14 protein-coding genes are annotated in these 16,718 nt (G+C 59.0%); 9 read left to right on the top strand and 5 right to left on the bottom strand.

All coding sequences use genetic code 11. The features are described from left to right. The first annotated feature begins 17 nt into the window (after positions 1 to 17). Together CBB62_02100 and CBB62_02095 are read left to right on the top strand one after the other, a co-directional pair. Complete coding sequence (locus CBB62_02100) at positions 18 to 344, top strand: hypothetical protein (GenBank protein ID OUT41174.1); 327 nt, start codon at positions 18 to 20, stop codon at positions 342 to 344. Between the two features lie 178 nt (positions 345 to 522). Then, complete coding sequence (locus CBB62_02095; protein OUT41173.1) at positions 523 to 1,959, top strand: hypothetical protein; 1,437 nt, start codon at positions 523 to 525, stop codon at positions 1,957 to 1,959. An 18-nt stretch (positions 1,960 to 1,977) separates the two neighbouring features. Here the strand turns inward: CBB62_02095 and CBB62_02090 are convergent, their stop codons facing one another. Next, positions 1,978 to 2,418 (bottom strand): hypothetical protein, encoded by a 441-nt coding sequence (locus tag CBB62_02090; GenBank protein OUT42593.1) that lies wholly within the window; start codon positions 2,416 to 2,418, stop codon positions 1,978 to 1,980. A gap of 13 nt (positions 2,419 to 2,431) precedes the next feature. Next, positions 2,432 to 4,027: a peptide chain release factor 3 gene (locus CBB62_02085; protein ID OUT42592.1), complete on the bottom strand. Its 1,596-nt coding sequence runs from the start codon at positions 4,025 to 4,027 to the stop codon at positions 2,432 to 2,434. A 288-nt stretch (positions 4,028 to 4,315) separates the two neighbouring features. Between CBB62_02085 and CBB62_02080 the strand changes: the two genes are divergently transcribed. The 3 genes from CBB62_02080 to CBB62_02070 all read left to right on the top strand — a co-directional run bounded on the left by CBB62_02080 (position 4,316) and on the right by CBB62_02070 (position 9,635). Then, positions 4,316 to 6,049 (top strand): hypothetical protein, encoded by a 1,734-nt coding sequence (locus tag CBB62_02080; protein OUT41172.1) that lies wholly within the window; start codon positions 4,316 to 4,318, stop codon positions 6,047 to 6,049. Positions 6,050 to 6,272: 223 nt separating this feature from the next. Next, entirely contained in the window at positions 6,273 to 7,304 is a 1,032-nt protein-coding gene (locus tag CBB62_02075) for a C4-dicarboxylate ABC transporter substrate-binding protein (protein OUT41171.1), read from the top strand. A gap of 114 nt (positions 7,305 to 7,418) precedes the next feature. Then, positions 7,419 to 9,635: a C4-dicarboxylate ABC transporter permease gene (locus CBB62_02070; protein ID OUT41170.1), complete on the top strand. Its 2,217-nt coding sequence runs from the start codon at positions 7,419 to 7,421 to the stop codon at positions 9,633 to 9,635. On the opposite strand, the gene CBB62_02065 is transcribed toward CBB62_02070, so the two are convergent. Continuing rightward, a complete protein-coding gene (locus CBB62_02065) occupies positions 9,619 to 9,969 on the bottom strand; it encodes a hypothetical protein (protein OUT41169.1) in 351 nt (116 codons plus the stop codon). The genes CBB62_02070 and CBB62_02065 overlap by 17 nt on opposite strands. 25 nt (positions 9,970 to 9,994) lie before the next feature. Continuing rightward, positions 9,995 to 12,388: a hypothetical protein gene (locus CBB62_02060; GenBank protein ID OUT41168.1), complete on the bottom strand. Its 2,394-nt coding sequence runs from the start codon at positions 12,386 to 12,388 to the stop codon at positions 9,995 to 9,997. A gap of 342 nt (positions 12,389 to 12,730) precedes the next feature. Here CBB62_02060 and CBB62_02055 point away from each other — a divergent pair, with 342 nt between their 5' ends. Further along, positions 12,731 to 13,690, top strand: a complete 960-nt coding sequence (locus CBB62_02055; GenBank protein ID OUT41167.1) for a hypothetical protein — start codon at positions 12,731 to 12,733, stop codon at positions 13,688 to 13,690. A gap of 23 nt (positions 13,691 to 13,713) precedes the next feature. Here the strand turns inward: CBB62_02055 and CBB62_02050 are convergent, their stop codons facing one another. After that, positions 13,714 to 14,139 carry a hypothetical protein gene (locus CBB62_02050; protein OUT41166.1) on the bottom strand — a complete coding sequence of 142 codons (426 nt, stop codon included), beginning with the start codon at positions 14,137 to 14,139 and terminating at the stop codon, positions 13,714 to 13,716. 18 nt (positions 14,140 to 14,157) lie between these two features. Here CBB62_02050 and CBB62_02045 point away from each other — a divergent pair, with 18 nt between their 5' ends. From CBB62_02045 to CBB62_02035, 3 genes are all read left to right on the top strand, one after another. Next, a complete protein-coding gene (locus CBB62_02045; protein ID OUT41165.1) occupies positions 14,158 to 14,886 on the top strand; it encodes a hypothetical protein in 729 nt (242 codons plus the stop codon). Continuing rightward, positions 14,883 to 15,548, top strand: a complete 666-nt coding sequence (locus CBB62_02040; protein OUT41164.1) for a hypothetical protein — start codon at positions 14,883 to 14,885, stop codon at positions 15,546 to 15,548. Before CBB62_02045 ends, CBB62_02040 begins: the two co-directional genes overlap by 4 nt. 92 nt (positions 15,549 to 15,640) lie before the next feature. Then, on the top strand, positions 15,641 to 16,714 hold the full coding sequence (locus CBB62_02035) for a hypothetical protein (GenBank protein ID OUT41163.1): 1,074 nt from the start codon (positions 15,641 to 15,643) through the stop codon (positions 16,712 to 16,714). The last annotated feature ends 4 nt before the right edge of the window (positions 16,715 to 16,718 follow it).

Genomic DNA, 16,718 nt, shown 5'->3' with positions numbered 1-16,718 from the left:
GTAAGTGGAGTTCCAAAATGTCCCAATCACTGATCGTCGTGATTGTTGAGAAAGACTTCTTTCTTGATGTCTGTGAGGCGCTGGAAGCAGCAAACATCAAGGCATTTACCTGTTTGCACGGTACCGGCACCGGTGTCTGGCAAAAAGTCGACCGCTGGGTGAACCCTGAAAAGATCGTCTTTCTGAGTGTCATTGATTCGAGCCAGCGCGAGCCCGCCTATGAAAGCCTGCGCAAGCGCGTCTCCCTCGACCTGCCCGGTCGCGGCATCGCCTTTACCATGCCGGTCGAGAGCGGCATCGGTGTCGGCCTGCCGACCGGCAAGCCGAACAAGGCAACATCCTGAGTTTCTGACAGTTCCGGTAAAACCTGTCTGCTGCGCAACGAGCTTATGGTCTATTACCGATAAATCGGTTAGCTTATCCGGATTGACTGCTAACAGCCGGAACCTTTCGGCTGGCCCAACTGTTTCCTCTGGCATGTTATCCGCTGCCAAGAGGCCTTAAGGAGTGGCATTTCCCACCATGTCCGCTGATAATTCAACGGCATCCAGAAGACCTGATGAGCAACAGGCCCTTGGTGAAGAGGAGGCTGCAAAACGCGATGCAAAGCGCAGCCAGCCGCCCCCTGACAAACAGCACGAAAAACAACGCCAGCGCCCACAGAAGCCTGGTGAGGGCGCTCCCGGCGCAAAAGCCCTGAGAAACGCCATGCGCGATGGCAGTGGGCGCCCGCGCCCGGATGCGATCCGGCCCAATCGCGCCCAGCAATCATCCGGTTCCGCCAGCTCCGCGCGTGACCCGGAAGAAGGGCTTGCCCCCCGGCCATATCCACCAAAAAAGCATCAGCGAGCACAGGTTTTATCGGCCCGCGATGTTGTAGCATCCGGCGCGGATGATGATGGCCAGAGAAGACAGGCCAGAGGTGAGGGGCGGCCACAGGCACCCAGTTCGCGCCCGGCCAGCGCCCAGGATGCCACGGCAATACGCAGCCGGATCAAGGACCTTGAGTTCGTCGATATGTATGTGCCGATGCATAACCATGGCGTGGCCCGATACAACCCCAAGAATGTCCGCCTCGGTGAGCCCGGCAATATTCCGGTCGGCAAGGAGTATCGCGGCGACCTCTCCGCACTTCGGGAAAGACTCCAGCATATTCCCAAGGAAGATTTCAGCGTCGTCCATGATGATGTCCGATATCGCGGATCGAAGGCAGCGCTGGCCAATGGTGAACAATGGGTCTGTCTGCGCCGGATTTCCGGTGATGTGCCGACGCTTGAGAAGCTTCGTATTGATCCGATCCTGCTGCCGAAAATGCGCGACCTTGGCCGCCGCAACGGTCTGGTCATTGTCTGTGGCGGTACCGGGCAAGGCAAATCAACCACTGCCACCGCCCTGCTGGCCGATTACCTGAACCGCATCGGCCATGTGGCCATGACCATTGAAGATCCGGTGGAGTTCAACCTCCACGGTGAACGCGGCAATGGCGGCTATTGCTTTCAGGTCGAGGTGGATGACGAGGAAGCATGGGCCCCGGCACTGAAACGTGCCCTGCGCTGGCATCCGCGCTATATTCTCGTCGGCGAAGTCCGCTCCGGTGCCGCAGCGGCGCAAATGCTCCGTGCCGCCACATCCGGTCATCTGGTCATCGCGACCTTCCACGCCGGGTCGGTTGAAAAGGGCATCCAGTCGATCATTCAGGTCGCAGAATCCGAGGTCGGTGCCCGGGCACAGGATCTGGTGGCCGAGGGTCTGGCAGCTGTATTCCACCAGACGATCACGCCATCCGGGCCGGAAATATCCTACCTGTTCACCGATCCATCCGGCTCTGATCCGGCACGGCAGTATATCCGTTCCGGCAAGCTGCACATGCTCAACTCCTATATGGAGCAGCAGGCCGTGCGCATGGCCAATGAAGCGGCCGGCAAGAACCCTGACGGCACCTATGGCCGCCAGTCCTGACCGACCGGCGGATCATACCTAAAGTTCAAAATCGGGCAGGCAATCCCTGACCCGCTGCTGCAACGGTTTCACCGCATCGGCGCGTGCCAGAAACTCATCCACCACCATCATGCACCAGCGCTGGCCCTCATCACCGAACCGGATTTGCCCCAGCTGTCCCGGCGCAAGGTAACCCCAATAGAAGAATACCGGCAGTGGTGTGGTTTTCGACGGCGGATAACGCCTGACGCCGACCAGCCGGTCGCGGTCCAGACGGATGCCGAACTCCTCGAACAACTCCCGAGCAACGCAGGCTAAGGGCGTTTCGCCGCCTTCACGGCCACCACCGGGCAAATCCCAGAGGCCGGGAAAGCGAATATCCGGCTTGTCATCACGCAGATAGGTCAGGATCAATCCGTCCTGCACAAGAGCGATTTTGGCGCCGCCGAATGGCGTACCGTCCCATGCCTGATCCGGCAGCAACGCCACCCGCTCAACCCCGGGTTTTCAGGAATCGGATATCGGGCCAATTCTTGGTCGTGTCCTCGAGATGCCAGGCATTGCGCGCCATGAACACTGGCTGTTCGTCATGGTCATCGGCAATTGCGGATGGCTGGGCGTCGACGAATTTCTTCAGCTTCTGATGGTCATCGGCCTCAACCCAACGCGCCGTGTAGAGGCTGGTCGGCTCGAACTTCACCGGAATGTCGTATTCGGTGCGCACCCGGTCGGCGAGAACGTCGAATTGCAGCGAACCGACGACACCTACAATCCAGTCGCTGTCCATGCGCGGCTTGAATACTCGGGCACCGCCCTCTTCTGCAATCTGCTGCAAGGCGCGGCCCAGATGCTTGGCCTTCATCGGATCTTCCGGACGCACCCGTTGCAGCAGTTCCGGCGCAAAGCTCGGGATGCCGGTGAACTTGATGTCCTCGCCCTCGGTCAGGGCATCGCCGATCCGCAGATTGCCGTGGTTCGGCACGCCGATGATGTCACCCGGAAACGCCTCTTCCGCCAGTTCCCGGTCCTGCGCCAGAAACAGCACCGGGTTGTGCATGTTTACCAGCTTGCCCGAACGCGGGTGCTTCAACTTCATCCCGCGTTTGAAATGGCCGGAGCAGAGACGCATGAAGGCGATGCGATCCCGGTGTTTCGGGTCCATATTCGCCTGAATCTTGAACACGAAGCCCGAGACCTTCTTCTCATCCGGGGCGATCGAGCGGCCTTCCGCCGGTTGCGGGCGCGGCGGCGGGGCCATGCTGACCAGACCGTCGAGCAATTCGCGTACGCCGAAGGAATTGACCGCCGACCCGAAATAGATCGGCGTCATATGGCCTTCGCGATAGCTGGTCACGCTGAGCGGCTGCATCAGCCCCCGCGCCATCTCCACTTCCTCACGAAGCTGGTCGAGCTGATCGGCATCAAGCATGGCTTCCAGCTTCGGATCATCAAGGCCGGAGCAGGCCTCACGGAACCCGCCGAGCGCCGTGCCGCCCTTTTTCTTCTCACCGCGATCCATGAGGATCAGCTGGTCATGGATCAGATCATAACAGCCCCGGAACAGCGGCCCCATGCCGATCGGCCATGAGGCCGGCGTGGCATCCAGCGCGAGTTCCTGTTCGATCTGGTCGATCAGCTCAAACGGATCGCGGGCTTCCCGGTCCATCTTGTTGATGAAGGTCATGATCGGCACGTCACGCAGGCGGCAGACTTCAAACAGCTTGCGGGTCTGCGGCTCGATGCCCTTGGCCGCATCGATCACCATGACCGCGCTGTCGACGGCGGTCAGAGTGCGGTAGGTGTCTTCCGAGAAATCCTCGTGACCCGGCGTATCGAGCAGGTTGAAGGTACAACCGGCATATTCATAGGTCATGACCGAGGACGCGACCGAGATACCGCGCTCGCGCTCAACCTTCATCCAGTCCGAGCGCGCACGGCGCTGTTCGCCCCGCGCCTTCACGGCACCGGCGAGCTGGATCGCACCACCGAATTGCAGCAGTTTCTCGGTCAGCGTCGTCTTACCGGCATCCGGGTGCGAGATGATCGCAAAGGTGCGGCGGTTGGCGATTGGTTCGGGCAGGTTGGTCATATCGTTCATGACTGCGGGTTCTAGCGATAAATCCCTCGGCAATCCAGCGCTGTTATCGACAAGCCGTTCATGAAAGCAGCCAGCGTTTCAACAGCAACATACGAAAAAAATGCTTGTCATAATCTTGTAACATTCATAAAACCCTGTAATCCTGAATTTTAGTCAATCAATGCGACTTGATTTCTCGGGTTTTCCGGGATTTTGACCGCATAAAGACGATATTTTTTAGTCAAGTATCGTGACTACAATTTAGTTACACGAACAATAAAACGCAGAATAGCAGGATAAATGAACGGTTCCGAGACACTGATCTGGTTACTGGGCGGCATTGCGTTGATCCTCTGGTCAATCCGCATGATCCGCACCGGTATGACACGCGCTTTTGGCAACAAACTGCACGATGTGGTGGGTGCTGCCTCAAATAACCGTATTACCGCCTATATCAGTGGCATTCTCGTGACCTGCGGTCTGCAGAGCAGCACCGCAACCTCGCTCATCGTGGCTTCACTGGCCCGTCAGGGTGCGGTAACCACCGCAGCCGGCCTCGCCATCATGCTGGGTGCCGATGTCGGCACCACCTTTGCCGCACAGCTCCTGTCGTTCAAGGTACACTGGCTGGCCCCGCTGTTGATCCTCGCGGGCTATATCATCCACAGCCGCAATGACCATAACCCGCGCCGCCATTTCGGCCGCATCGCCATTGGTCTCGGCCTGCTGATGCTGGCCCTGCGCCTGATCATGCAGGCAACCGATCCACTGCGTTCGCATCCGGTGATGCTTGAGGTCATTCAGGCCATGGCTGGCGAGCCCCTGCTTTGCCTTCTGCTCGCCGCCGGGATCACCTGGATGGCGCATTCCAGCCTCGCGACCGTACTGCTGGTCATGTCCATGGCCGCCGGTGGTGCCTTGCCGCTGGATGCCGCCTTCATGCTGGTTCTCGGCGCCAATCTCGGCGGGGTCATTGCCCCGATCGCCGCCAGCGCCTCCTACGAGCCCGCCGGTCGCCGCGTGCCTGCTGCCAATGCGTTTGTCCGCATCATCGGTGTGGTACTGATGATCCCGTTTATCGGGCTGGCCATAAAATATGTCCCGCTCGCCGACCCAGACCCGGCCCGGCAGGTGGTGAATTTCCATACCGCCTTCAATCTGGTTCTGTCGCTGGCTGCCCTGCCATGGTGCAATGTGGTCGCCCGCATGCTGGTGCGGATAATCCCGGACAAGGAAGCGGAACAGGCACCCGGCAAGCCGCTCTACCTTGATGACCGCACGCTGGAATCACCCGCGGTTGCCATTACCGGCGCCACCCGCGAAGCCCGGCGTATGGCCGATCAGCTGTCGATCATGATGCATCAGAGCATGGTCGCCATCCGCGCCGACGACCGAATGGTCATCTCACGCATTCGCAAGGCCGATGATGCGCTGGACCAGCTCTATGACCGCATCAAGCTGTTCGTGACCCGCATTGCCTTCGAGGATCTGGACCCGCAGGAAAGTGCACGGGCGATGGAGATCATCACCTTCGTCACCAATATGGAACATGCCGGTGACATTATCGACAAGAGCCTGATGGACCTTGCCGAGAAGAAGCGTGAGAACGGTATTTCCTTCTCACCCCAGGGCATCCGGGAAATCGAGGATATCCATACCAGCCTCTGTGCCAGCCTTGACCTCGCGATCAATGTGTTCACCACGCGTGATCCTGATCTGGCCCGCGATCTGCTGGCGCGTAAAGCCGATATGCGCCTGATGGAACGCAGCAGCTATGATGCGCATCTGCGTCGTCTGGTGTCCGGCAATGCCAGCACGATCGAAAGCTCGAGCCTGCATCTGGATATTATCCGCGATCTGCGCCGCATTCACTCGCATCTGGTCGCTGTTGCCCATGCGGTTCTGGACCGCACCGGCCTACCGATCGATCCAGACCCGGCTGCCAAGACAGCTGAAAAATCCGATACCGAACAACAGCGTGACACCGCTGACTTGTCGGACAGTCAGGCTGGCGCACTGCCATCGGCAGGGTAAATGACACTCGTGTCATCCCGCCTATTTTCGCCAAGGGAAAACTTTGGCGAATAGCCCTTGGCAAACCGGCCCGGTTTATGGATAGTGACACCCGCAAGTTGTTTGGTGCCAAGCACCGACAAATAAAGAAAAATTCAGGCCGCCAATCTCAATGGCTGCCACCACCCCGAACCGGCTCTGGCCGATGAAGGGTACATAGCGTTGTCATACCGGGAGGAAATACATGACTGCACGAATTACCCGCCGCCTTGCGGCCACCGCTCTTGTTGCCGCAACCGCCCTCATGGGCACCGCCCTGGCACCGGCCACCGCGAAGGCTGAGGGAAGCTATCTGCTCGCCACCGCCTCTACCGGCGGCACCTATTATCCGGTGGGCGTCGCGCTCTCCACCCTGATCAAGGTCAAGCTCGAGCCACAAGAAAAGATCGGCATGTCGGCCATCAACTCTGCCGGTTCCGGTGAGAATGTGAAGCTGCTGCGCGACAACGAGGTCCAGTTTGCCATTCTGCAGGGCCTCTACGGCTATTATGCGTGGCAGGGTGTCGGCCCGGTTGAGGCCGATGGCCCACAAAAGGACCTGCGCTCCGTTTCCATGCTCTGGCAGAATGTGGAACAGTTCGTCGTTGATGCCGACAAGGCCAAGACCGGCACGATTGCCGACCTCAGGGACCTTGAGGGCGAGCGCATGGCGTTCGGCAGCAAGAATTCCGGCACCATCGGTTCCAACACCGCCATCCTGAAAAACCTCGGTATTGATATCGAGGAAGCCTATGACCTCGTCTATGTCGGCTATGGCCCGAGCGCCGATGCCCTGCAGAACGGTCAGGTTGCTGGCATGAATACCCCGGCCGGTGTGCCAACCGGTGCGGTCACCAAGGCATTTGCTGCCATGGGTGATGACATCACCATGCTGTCCTTCACCCCAGACCAGATCGAGGAAGCCGATGGCGGTTTCGGCCTCTGGACCGAATACCTGATCAAGGGCGGCACCTATCCGGGCCTTGACGAAGACGTGGTGACAATCGCCCAGCCGAACTTCCTCGCTGTTCGCGCGGATATGTCCGAGGAAGACGTCTACAAGATCACCAAGACCATGTACGAGAACCTGCCGTTCCTGAATGCCATCCATGCCGCCACCAAGGCGATGGACATTTCCAAAGCGGTTGCCGGTCTGCCAATGCCACTGCACCCCGGTGCCGTGCGCTATTACCGCGAAGCCGGTCTCAACATCCCGGATCGCCTGATTGCAGAATAAGCCCTGCACATCAGCAGACTGATAATCCAAGGCATTGAAAACCGGGGTCCTGCATCATCAACAGGACCCCGTTTTCGCATATCTCCCAATCCGTATTGATGGACGAGCGCGCTCATGTCGATGATCGAACCCGCCGCCGCAGCTGAAACCGAACCAGCAGTCGAGGCCGCCCCCGAACCGGTCGAGGACAGCCGCATGCCCGGCTTCACCGAAACCGGCAAGCTGCGCCTGCTGATCATGGCTCTCGGTGTCGGCATCTCGCTCCTGCATATCTATTTCAATATAATCACGTTGCTGCCGACCCTCTGGCAGAATGCCCTGCATTATGCGGGCTTTGCGCTGCTCTGCGTGCTTATCTACCCGACATCCAAGGCAAAGCGGGAAGCCGGTAAACTGCACTGGACCTTTATTCTCGACATTGCCATCGGCGTGGCGGCTGCAGCCTCCGCGATCTATCTCGTGGCGATGGAGGATGCGATCTATGCCCGCGGCGTACGCATGACCGATGCCGAATGGGTTGCCGGTTTCATCCTGATCGCCAGCGCCCTTGAGTTGACCCGGCGCACCACCGGATGGATTATTCCGGTCCTGATCGTGCTGGCCCTCACCTATATTGTTTATTGGGGTCAGTTCGTGCCCGGCGTCTTCAACTTCGCCGGTCTGTCGCTGGAGACGGCCCTGTTCCGCAGCATCTTTGGCGATGACGGCATTTTCGGCAATATCGCGCTGATTTCCTCGACCTTCGTCTTCATGTTCATTCTGTTCGGCGCATTTCTGATGCGCTCGGGCGGTGGTGACTTCGTCATTGATCTGGCCCGGGCACTGGCCGGGCGTACCACCGGTGGCCCTGGCCTTGTGGCGGTTATCGCCTCCGGTCTGACCGGCACGATTTCAGGCTCGGCAGTCGCCAATTCCGCCTCAACCGGCGTGATCACTATTCCGCTGATGAAAAAGGCCGGTTTCCCGGCCAAGTTCGCCGCCGGGGTCGAGGCCGCCGCCTCAACCGGTGGTCAGTTGATGCCGCCAATCATGGGCGCTGGCGCCTTCGTCATGGCGAGTTACACCCAGATCCCGTACACCACCATCGTCGCCGCCTCTGTGCTGCCTGCCATTCTGTATTTTGCCTCGGTCGGCTTTTTCGTACGGATCGAGGCCAAGCGCTCGGGTGTCCGCCCGTCGGCAGATGCCGGGGTCAGCTTCCTCGACGTGTTCAAACAGGGTGGTTTTGCCTTTCTGCTGCCGATCGCGGTGCTGATCACCCTGCTGATTGTCGGCTTTACCCCGACCTATGCCGCCGGGATCAGCATCCTCGCGGTCATCGCCTCATCATGGCTGACCCCGAACCGCATGGGGCCGAAAGCAATTATCGAGGCCATGGCACTCGGTGCCCGCAATATGGCGATGACAGCAATCCTGCTCTGTGCCGTCGGGCTGGTGGTCAACGTCATTGCCACCGCCGGGATCGGCAACACCTTCTCGCTGATGATTACCGAATGGGCGGGGAACAGCCTGATTATCGCTATTGTGCTGATTGCCCTCGCCTCGCTCGTGCTCGGTATGGGCCTGCCGGTCACCGCCGCCTATATCGTGCTCGGTACCCTGTCGGCCCCGGCGCTGTTCAACCTGATCGCCGATGTTCAGGTGATACAGGCGATTACCGACGGCACGTTGCCCGAACAGGCGCGCACAATCATGATGATCAGCATCCCAGATGCCCTCACCGCGCTGGCCCAGCCCATGCCCTATGACCAGGCGGCAGCGCTCTATGACGGCATACCGATCGACCTCAAAAGCACCGTGCGCGATATAGCACTTGACCCGGCAGTAGCCATGACCGCCCTTCTGGCCGCGCATCTGATCATCTTCTGGCTCAGTCAGGACAGCAATGTAACCCCACCGGTCTGCCTCACCGCCTTCACCGTGGCGGCGATTGCCAAGACCCCGCCGATGGCCACCGGCATGACCTCATGGAAGATCGCCAAGGGCCTCTACATCATGCCGCTGCTGTTCGCCTATACACCGATCCTGTCCGGGGACTGGGTTGCCGCGATTACAGTGTCGATATTTGCGCTGTTCGGCCTGTATTACTTCACCGCCGCGATTTCCGGGCATATGGAGCGGGCGATCAATCCGCTCGAGCGCATTGTGATGCTCGCTGCTGCCGCGCTCTGCCTGTGGCCGAGCATGATCTGGCTGCATCTGCTCGGTGTTGCCATTGGTGCCGGCATCTTCGCCTGGCACCTGCGCCGCCCGGAGACAGAAGTACAGGTTGCGACTGATACAGCCGCCGCCGAAGCGGCAGATACTGCTACGGCTAATCCTGAAGCGTAAAGGGATTGGGACTGGCTGCGTCGATCACCTCGACCTCCACCGCCCAGACATCCGGGTCACGCGCATGATTGCGCGCGATATAGGCATCGGCCTCTGCCTCGGGCACGAACTCATCACGGAACGCGGACATCCATTGCAACCGGCCATCAAGATCACGCTGCTGTAACTGCAGACGGCATGACCGGTCACGTCCGATCAGCTTGACCAGCACCATGCCGCGCTCGGCATCACCCTTGTGGAGTACATAGGCAGCACCACCATCAGTGGCGGCACGGCGGATGACCGCCGAAACCGTCACATGGGTCGGCAGGCGGCCATCATCATCACCATACATCGGCAGATACGATCTCTACCCGGCGCTAGACAATGAAGGAGGTATCGAAGCCGAGGACACCCTCAATCGTCACAACCCGACCAAGGCCGAAATCAAGGACGGTATTGCCGTCAATCTCGGACAGGCTGTTGAGGGCCATGCCATTGCTGTTGATGAGGTCACCCTGAGAGGCACTGAAATCGGTAATGGTTCCGGTGTCACCGACAAAGGTGTCGAGCACAAAGATGTCCCCACCAAAACCGCCGGTCAGCACGTCATTGCCACTATTGCCGATCAGCACGTCATTGCCGTCACCGCCATCAAGGGTGTCATCGCCCTTGTTGCCGAGCAGGCTGTCCGCACCGACATTGCCGAAGATCTGGTCATTGCCCTGACCGCCGAACAGGGTATCGGCACCAAGCCCCCCATCAAGCGTGTCGAACTCTTCATTGCCATAGAGCACGTCATCGTCGTCCTGACCGAACAGCTCGTCATCACCCTTGTTACCGAACAGGGTATCGGCACCGGCACCGCCCAGCAGATCATCATCATCCTGACCACCATAGAGATGGTCGAGGCCGTCACCGCCACGCAGGGTATCCTCATCCGTGTTGCCGTAGAGAACGTCATTGTCATTGTCGCCGGAGATATCGTCGCTGTCTTCCTCACCGAAGACGGTGTCATTGCCATCGCCAGCATTGATGGTGTCCTCGCCATCGCCACCATAGAGATGGTCAACGATCGCGGAACCGGTAATGAAATCGGCACCGCCACCGCCGGAGAAGGTGTCCGCACCACCGGGAGCCGTCAGGATATCGTCACCCTCGGTCGGATCGCCGCTCGGTGGTGGGGCGGTTGAGAAGACAAAGGTAGTCTCGGCATTGGCGACAATCGATGTTGCCAGTGCGGACGGATTGCTTGACGGCAATGTCAGCAACATGCTGCCAGCCGTGATCTGCACCGCGCCCGGAATAACCGTCAGGCTCAGATCATCGAAATCCTCGAGCTCCTGACCGAAGACCGTCAGATCAATCACATCACCGATGGCAAAATCGCTGATCGTGGCATTGGTGATAACGGTATCGACCTCGAATGTATCATTGCCGAGACCGCCATAGGCCGTATCGCCGGTGTCAATGATCAGGGTATCGACATCATCCCCGCCATAGAGCAGGTCATTGCCAGCTCCACCATTGAGAATGTCAGTGCCCAATCCACCGTACAGGGTATCCGCGCCTTCATTGCCATAAAGTGCATCGGCTGCGTTATCACCGAAGAGGACATCATTGCCGGAACCGCCGCTGACGGTGTCGGCATCATCGCCGCCATAGGCAACATCATTGCCATTGCCGGCACTGATGATATCGGCGCCGCCATTACCATAGATCAGGTCGTTGCCACCGCCGCCATTGATGGTCTCGGCAGCGGCAATGCCGTCAAGAATATCGGAGTTTTCAGTCGGGATATTAGATGGTCCAGCAAGGGTAATCTCGCCATTAACCACAGTATCGACAGAGAAGTCGCCCTGCAGGTCTACCCGGCTCGTAATGCCGCCCTTGCTGATGATGAGGGTGGTCACACCACCGCTGCGGGTCAGATCAATATCGGCAATGGTCAGGCCGGGCTGATCAGTGACCACAATCTTCTCGGCAGGCAGGAACAGGTCCGGATCGCCGGCATCGTAATCGGTAATGAAATCGCCATTCAGTTCTGAAAGGGTACCGGCAAATGTATCGGTATCATTGCCACCGGTCAGCGTATCCCGCCCGGCACCACCGAAGAGTACGTCATTGCCATCGGCACCATCGAGCGTATCCCCCGCCGTGATGATAACGTCAAAAGCATCAGTATAAGTAACACCGTCGCCGCCATAGATGATATCACCGCCATTGGAGCCGATGATCGAGTCAGCGCCCGCTTCACCGAATATGGTGTCGGAATCCTCAGCCATGATGATGATGTCATTACCAGCGCCACCGAAGATCAGCGAATTATCCGCACCGCCGACAACCTCGGTGATCGTATCGGCCCCGTCGCCGCCATAGATGGTGTCCTGATAGGCGATGATGATTGAGTCATTACCAGTTTCGCCGAACACCAGATCATTGCCGTTGCTGGTAAAGATGGTGTCTGCGCCACTGCCGCCATAAACGGTATCATTGCCGACATCCATGGTCAGGCTGTCGATGACATCATCACCGGCATCAGCGTTTATCAGGTCATTACCGGTATTGCCGAGAACCGTATCGTTCCCGGTACCGCCATCAAGGCTGTCATTACCCTGACCGCCGTCAATGCTGTCGGCCTCGCCACCACCGCGAATGGTATCGGCATCATCCAGACCGGTAATGGTGTCATTGCCACCACCACCGATGATGCTGTCCGTTGCCGCAGTACCCTCGATTGATTCGCCGCTGGATGTGCCTGTAATAGTTGCCATGGGAGCTTACCCGTTTGTTCCGTAAGGTTAAGTTGCCGATGCAAGACCTGTGCCTGTCATCGCCACTCATACGTTCATTTCGGTGCGATATTTCAACATCGCTTAGGTTCCGAGAATAATACCTTCGGCACCGATCAAGCGGCTGCCGGGGGTTCAGGGTCAAACAAAGCGGCCGGTGTGGAGAAATCGTCACGAAACCCGGCAGAACTTGACCAGCTGAATGGTTTTCACCGCTTGCCTCATCCGGTTCCTGTCCTTAAAAGGTGGCACAGCAACTGACTCAACCGCGCGGCCCCCGCCCGAGTCGTCCGTAAACCAGCACGAAACCGAGGCGGATCACCCATGAGCATACCCGATAGCAGCAAAGATTTCCCGGCCTATTTTGACGCCCAGCAGGAAGCGATCTCGGAGATTCTGAAGCAGCCGTTGCTATTTGTCTGTGGCGCGCCGAAGAGCGGCACCACCTGGGTTCAGCTGGCACTCAACGGACACCCGGAAATCCATTGCGGTGGCGAGGGGCACTTCACCGACTGGTTCGGCCGTCCGATCCACAAGATGATTGCCGAATACAATGACAAAATGGGCAAGACCAACGGCTTTATCTACAATGAGCGCGCCACCTATACCCAACCGCTGGTGCGCCGGGATGTGCAGTTCATATTGCGCACTATGATCGGCATGGTCCTGCTTAACGTGGATGTGAAGCCGGGCGCCAAATGGATCGGCGACAAGACCCCACTTTATACCCAGAGCATCGACTATCTGCACCATGTGTTCCCGCAGGCCCGTTTCGTCAATATCGTGCGCGACGTTCGGGATGCCTGCACCTCGACCTTCCATCAGGCCCAGCGCCTGTACCGCGAGGGGCTGAACACCAACCGCCGGGAACAACCGGAAGAAGTGATCGAGCCTTTCGTCGAGACCTGGCGCCGGGCGGTGAATGATACGGCGCGGTTCCAGAAGGCCAATCCCAACGTCATCCATACCCTGCGCTATGAAGACTTGCATGCAGAGCCGATGGAAACCATGCGCAAGGTCATGCAGTTCCTTGAGGTCGATGACAGTGACGACAGCGTCCAGACCTGCCTTGATTCAGGCAGCTTCGAGACGCTGGCCAAGGGCCGCAAGCGCGGCGAGGAAAACCGCGACAGCTTCTTCCGCAAGGGCGTGGTCGGTGACTGGAAAAACGTCTTCAACGCCGATCATCTGCAAACCATTCTGAAGCTGGCTTCCGATGAGCTGACCCATTACGGCTATGACATCACCGAAACCGTGAACGAGAATGCCGAGGCAGAGGCCTGATCGCTGCTGCTTGCCGCACGCACCTACTGCATGAAGGCGTCGGTCAGCGCCCGATATGGCAGCAGCACCGCATCGTGACGCGGCGGGAAGTCCCGGACAGGCGCAAGCACGGCCATATCCGGCCATAGCAGTTCTTCCGGCACCTCACCGCGCAGGATCGCCTCCATCTGCGCCATGGCGTCAGCAAGAGCGGCGGCGGTCAGCCCGATGCAGTGGCTGGCAACAATCGCCGCCGATGCCTGCCCGAGGGCGCAGGCCTGCACCTCATGGCCATAATCGGCAATCTGCCGTTCATGATCAAAACACAGACCGACCCGAATGCCGGAGCCGCAAACCGCACTGCGGCGACTGACCACCACATCGGCGTCATCCGGCAAACGGTTGCGGGTTATCGATGCCGCAAGCGACAGAATTTTTGAGCTATACAGCGCTTCGAGCGTTACTGTCATCGTAGCCACATAATACCCATGCCCAGTTCACAGCTGCCGGGACCCACGAATTTGGTCGATCTGTCTATCATCATCCCCACTTGGCGGGCCAGTCAATCGATCAGCGGTCTGTTTGATGACCTGAAGCGGGAATGTAACGGAGCCGAAATAATCATCAGTAATGCCGGTTATGATGATTATGTCAAACCGCTAGCCGTGCAGTACGGCGCCCGAGTGCTCTCCGGCCCCAAGGGCAGGGGCCAGCAGCTCCATACCGGGGCGCTCGCCGCCCATGGTGCCTGGCTGCTGATCCTCCATGGCGACAGCCGCCTACCGCGTGGGTTTGGTGCTGCCATCCGTGACCACCGGCAGAGCTTCCCGGACAGCGCAGGCTATGCCAGCCTCAGATTCAACAGCAATGACTGGCGCGCCCGGCTGATTGCCCATGGCGCCAATCTGCGCAGCCGGATATTCGCCCTGCCCTATGGTGATCAGGGACTGCTGATCCCGCGCTGGCTGTATGATGATATCGGCGGCTATCCCATATGGCCGTTGATGGAAGATGTGGAACTGGTCCGCAAGCTGGTGAAAGCCCATGGTCGAGGCAGCCTGAGGCCATTAAAGACAAGCATTATAACGTCACCGGAACGATATCAGCGCGATGGTTATCTGAAACGGGCCATGCGCAATCTCGACTGCCTGCGCGACTTCCTCAACGGCGTGCCGATCGAGGACATCACCCGCCGCTATTACGATGTTGCCGAATGACCGTGAGGCAGAAACCCATACTGGTGATTATGGCGCGGTTTCCACGCTATGGCCGCGGCAAAACCCGGCTGGCCGCCAGCACCTCGAAGGCCACCGCCGCCAATTTCCAGCGCCATGCGCTCCGACGCCTGCTCCGCGAACTTGGTGGCAGAAGCCGGCCATGGCAAACCCGGCTATCCCTGATCCCGAAGCAGGATTGGCGCCTTGCCCGCCGGGTATTGCCAATCCGTGATTGGCAGCTGGTCGATCAGGGGAGCGGCGATCTCGGTGACCGGATGCAGCGCCTGCTGAGGCTCGGTGCACCACAACAGCCGGTGATCGTGATCGGCAGCGACACCCCCGATATCAGGACAGCGGATATTCACCATGCGCTATCCGCCCTGCGTAGCCATGACATGGTGCTGGGGCCAACCACAGATGGCGGTTACTGGCTGATCGGCTGGCGTGGACGCCCATGGCTCGGCACAAGCCGTCACTGCCCGCGCCTGAACCCGGTTCGCTGGTCCACCGACCATGCCCGCGCCGATACAATGCAATGCCTGCAACCCCGGCATCGCGCGGCCCTGATCAGCACAAAAACCGATGTGGATGACCGCGCCGATCTGCGCCAGCATTACCAAAACCGTTTTCGCCAAAAACACATAGCCGTAAATACTGCCTGATACCCCTCTTACCCTATTATTGTCGCAAGAGTTTTTATGGGGTTCCGAAATGATCTGGTGTATACTTCCTATCGGGGAATGGGGAGGCGCTTTTGGCGATCATCAGTGGCACAATCAGTCCGGGTTCCGGTGGTTTCGAGAACGCGCGCGTTCTGATTGCCGACGGCGACAATGCGGAATGTGATCGCTTCACCGATGCCATCAATGGCATGGGGTGCCAGAATGTCAGCGCCGTCAATGATCTGGCCACACTGAAATCCACACTTGCCCCCGCTGATCAGGCCTGTCCGACCGACGGGATCATTCCCGATCTGATCATTATCGACGAACAGATAACCCAATCACTCGGTAGCTTTATCGATGCCATCCGCCATGGCCGGATCGGCAGCAACCCGTTTGTGGTCATTATTGTCACCACACGATCGGTCGAGGGCCGCCATATCACGAGCCTGATCCGTCAGGGCGCCGACGATGTGATCGTTAAGCCGATCACCGCCCGGACCCTTGGCGAGCGGATCGAATATGTCGCCATTCACCGGCGACCATTCATCGTCACCAGCGACTATGTCGGCCCGGACCGGCGGCTCGATGATGACCGCCCCTCGACCATCGACCAGTTGGCCGTGCCCAATACCCTGTTGCAGCAGATTACCGGCGAACCAACCACCGATGGCGGTGCCGGCCAGACCATCAAGAATGCGGTCGAAGCCATCATCGGCGCACGGCTGGAGCAACATGCCCAGTCACTCGGGGTCTTGAGCCATCTGGTACTGGAAGCGCATTTCGACCAGCAGGCGAGCGCGGATAACACCGCCGGATCGAAGCAGATACGCGGCTGGTTCCGTGTCATGCTAAGCCTGCTCCGTGACATCCAGCGTATCGGCGAACAATTGGACAATCTGGCCATGGTCGAACTGGCCCGCAGCCTGCGCGAACAGATACAGATGATCGCGCGCCATACGGACCAGATCAGCGATATGGATGTGATGCTGCTGAAGGATCTGGTCGAGGCGGTCAAGATGACCATCGGCCTGACTGCACTGCCCAATCCGGATATTATCAATCTGGCCAAAACCTATCAGAAGCACGGCCAGCAACCGATCGCACCACAAGGGCCGATCATGCTGCCACCCATACAGCCCCCGGGTGAGGGTACGGATAGCTGAGTTT

It is taken from the genome of Micavibrio sp. TMED2, from assembly GCA_002168225.1.
Lineage (GTDB): Bacteria > Pseudomonadota > Alphaproteobacteria > TMED2 > TMED2 > TMED2.
This window is presented reverse-complemented; position numbering and strand designations above follow the sequence as displayed.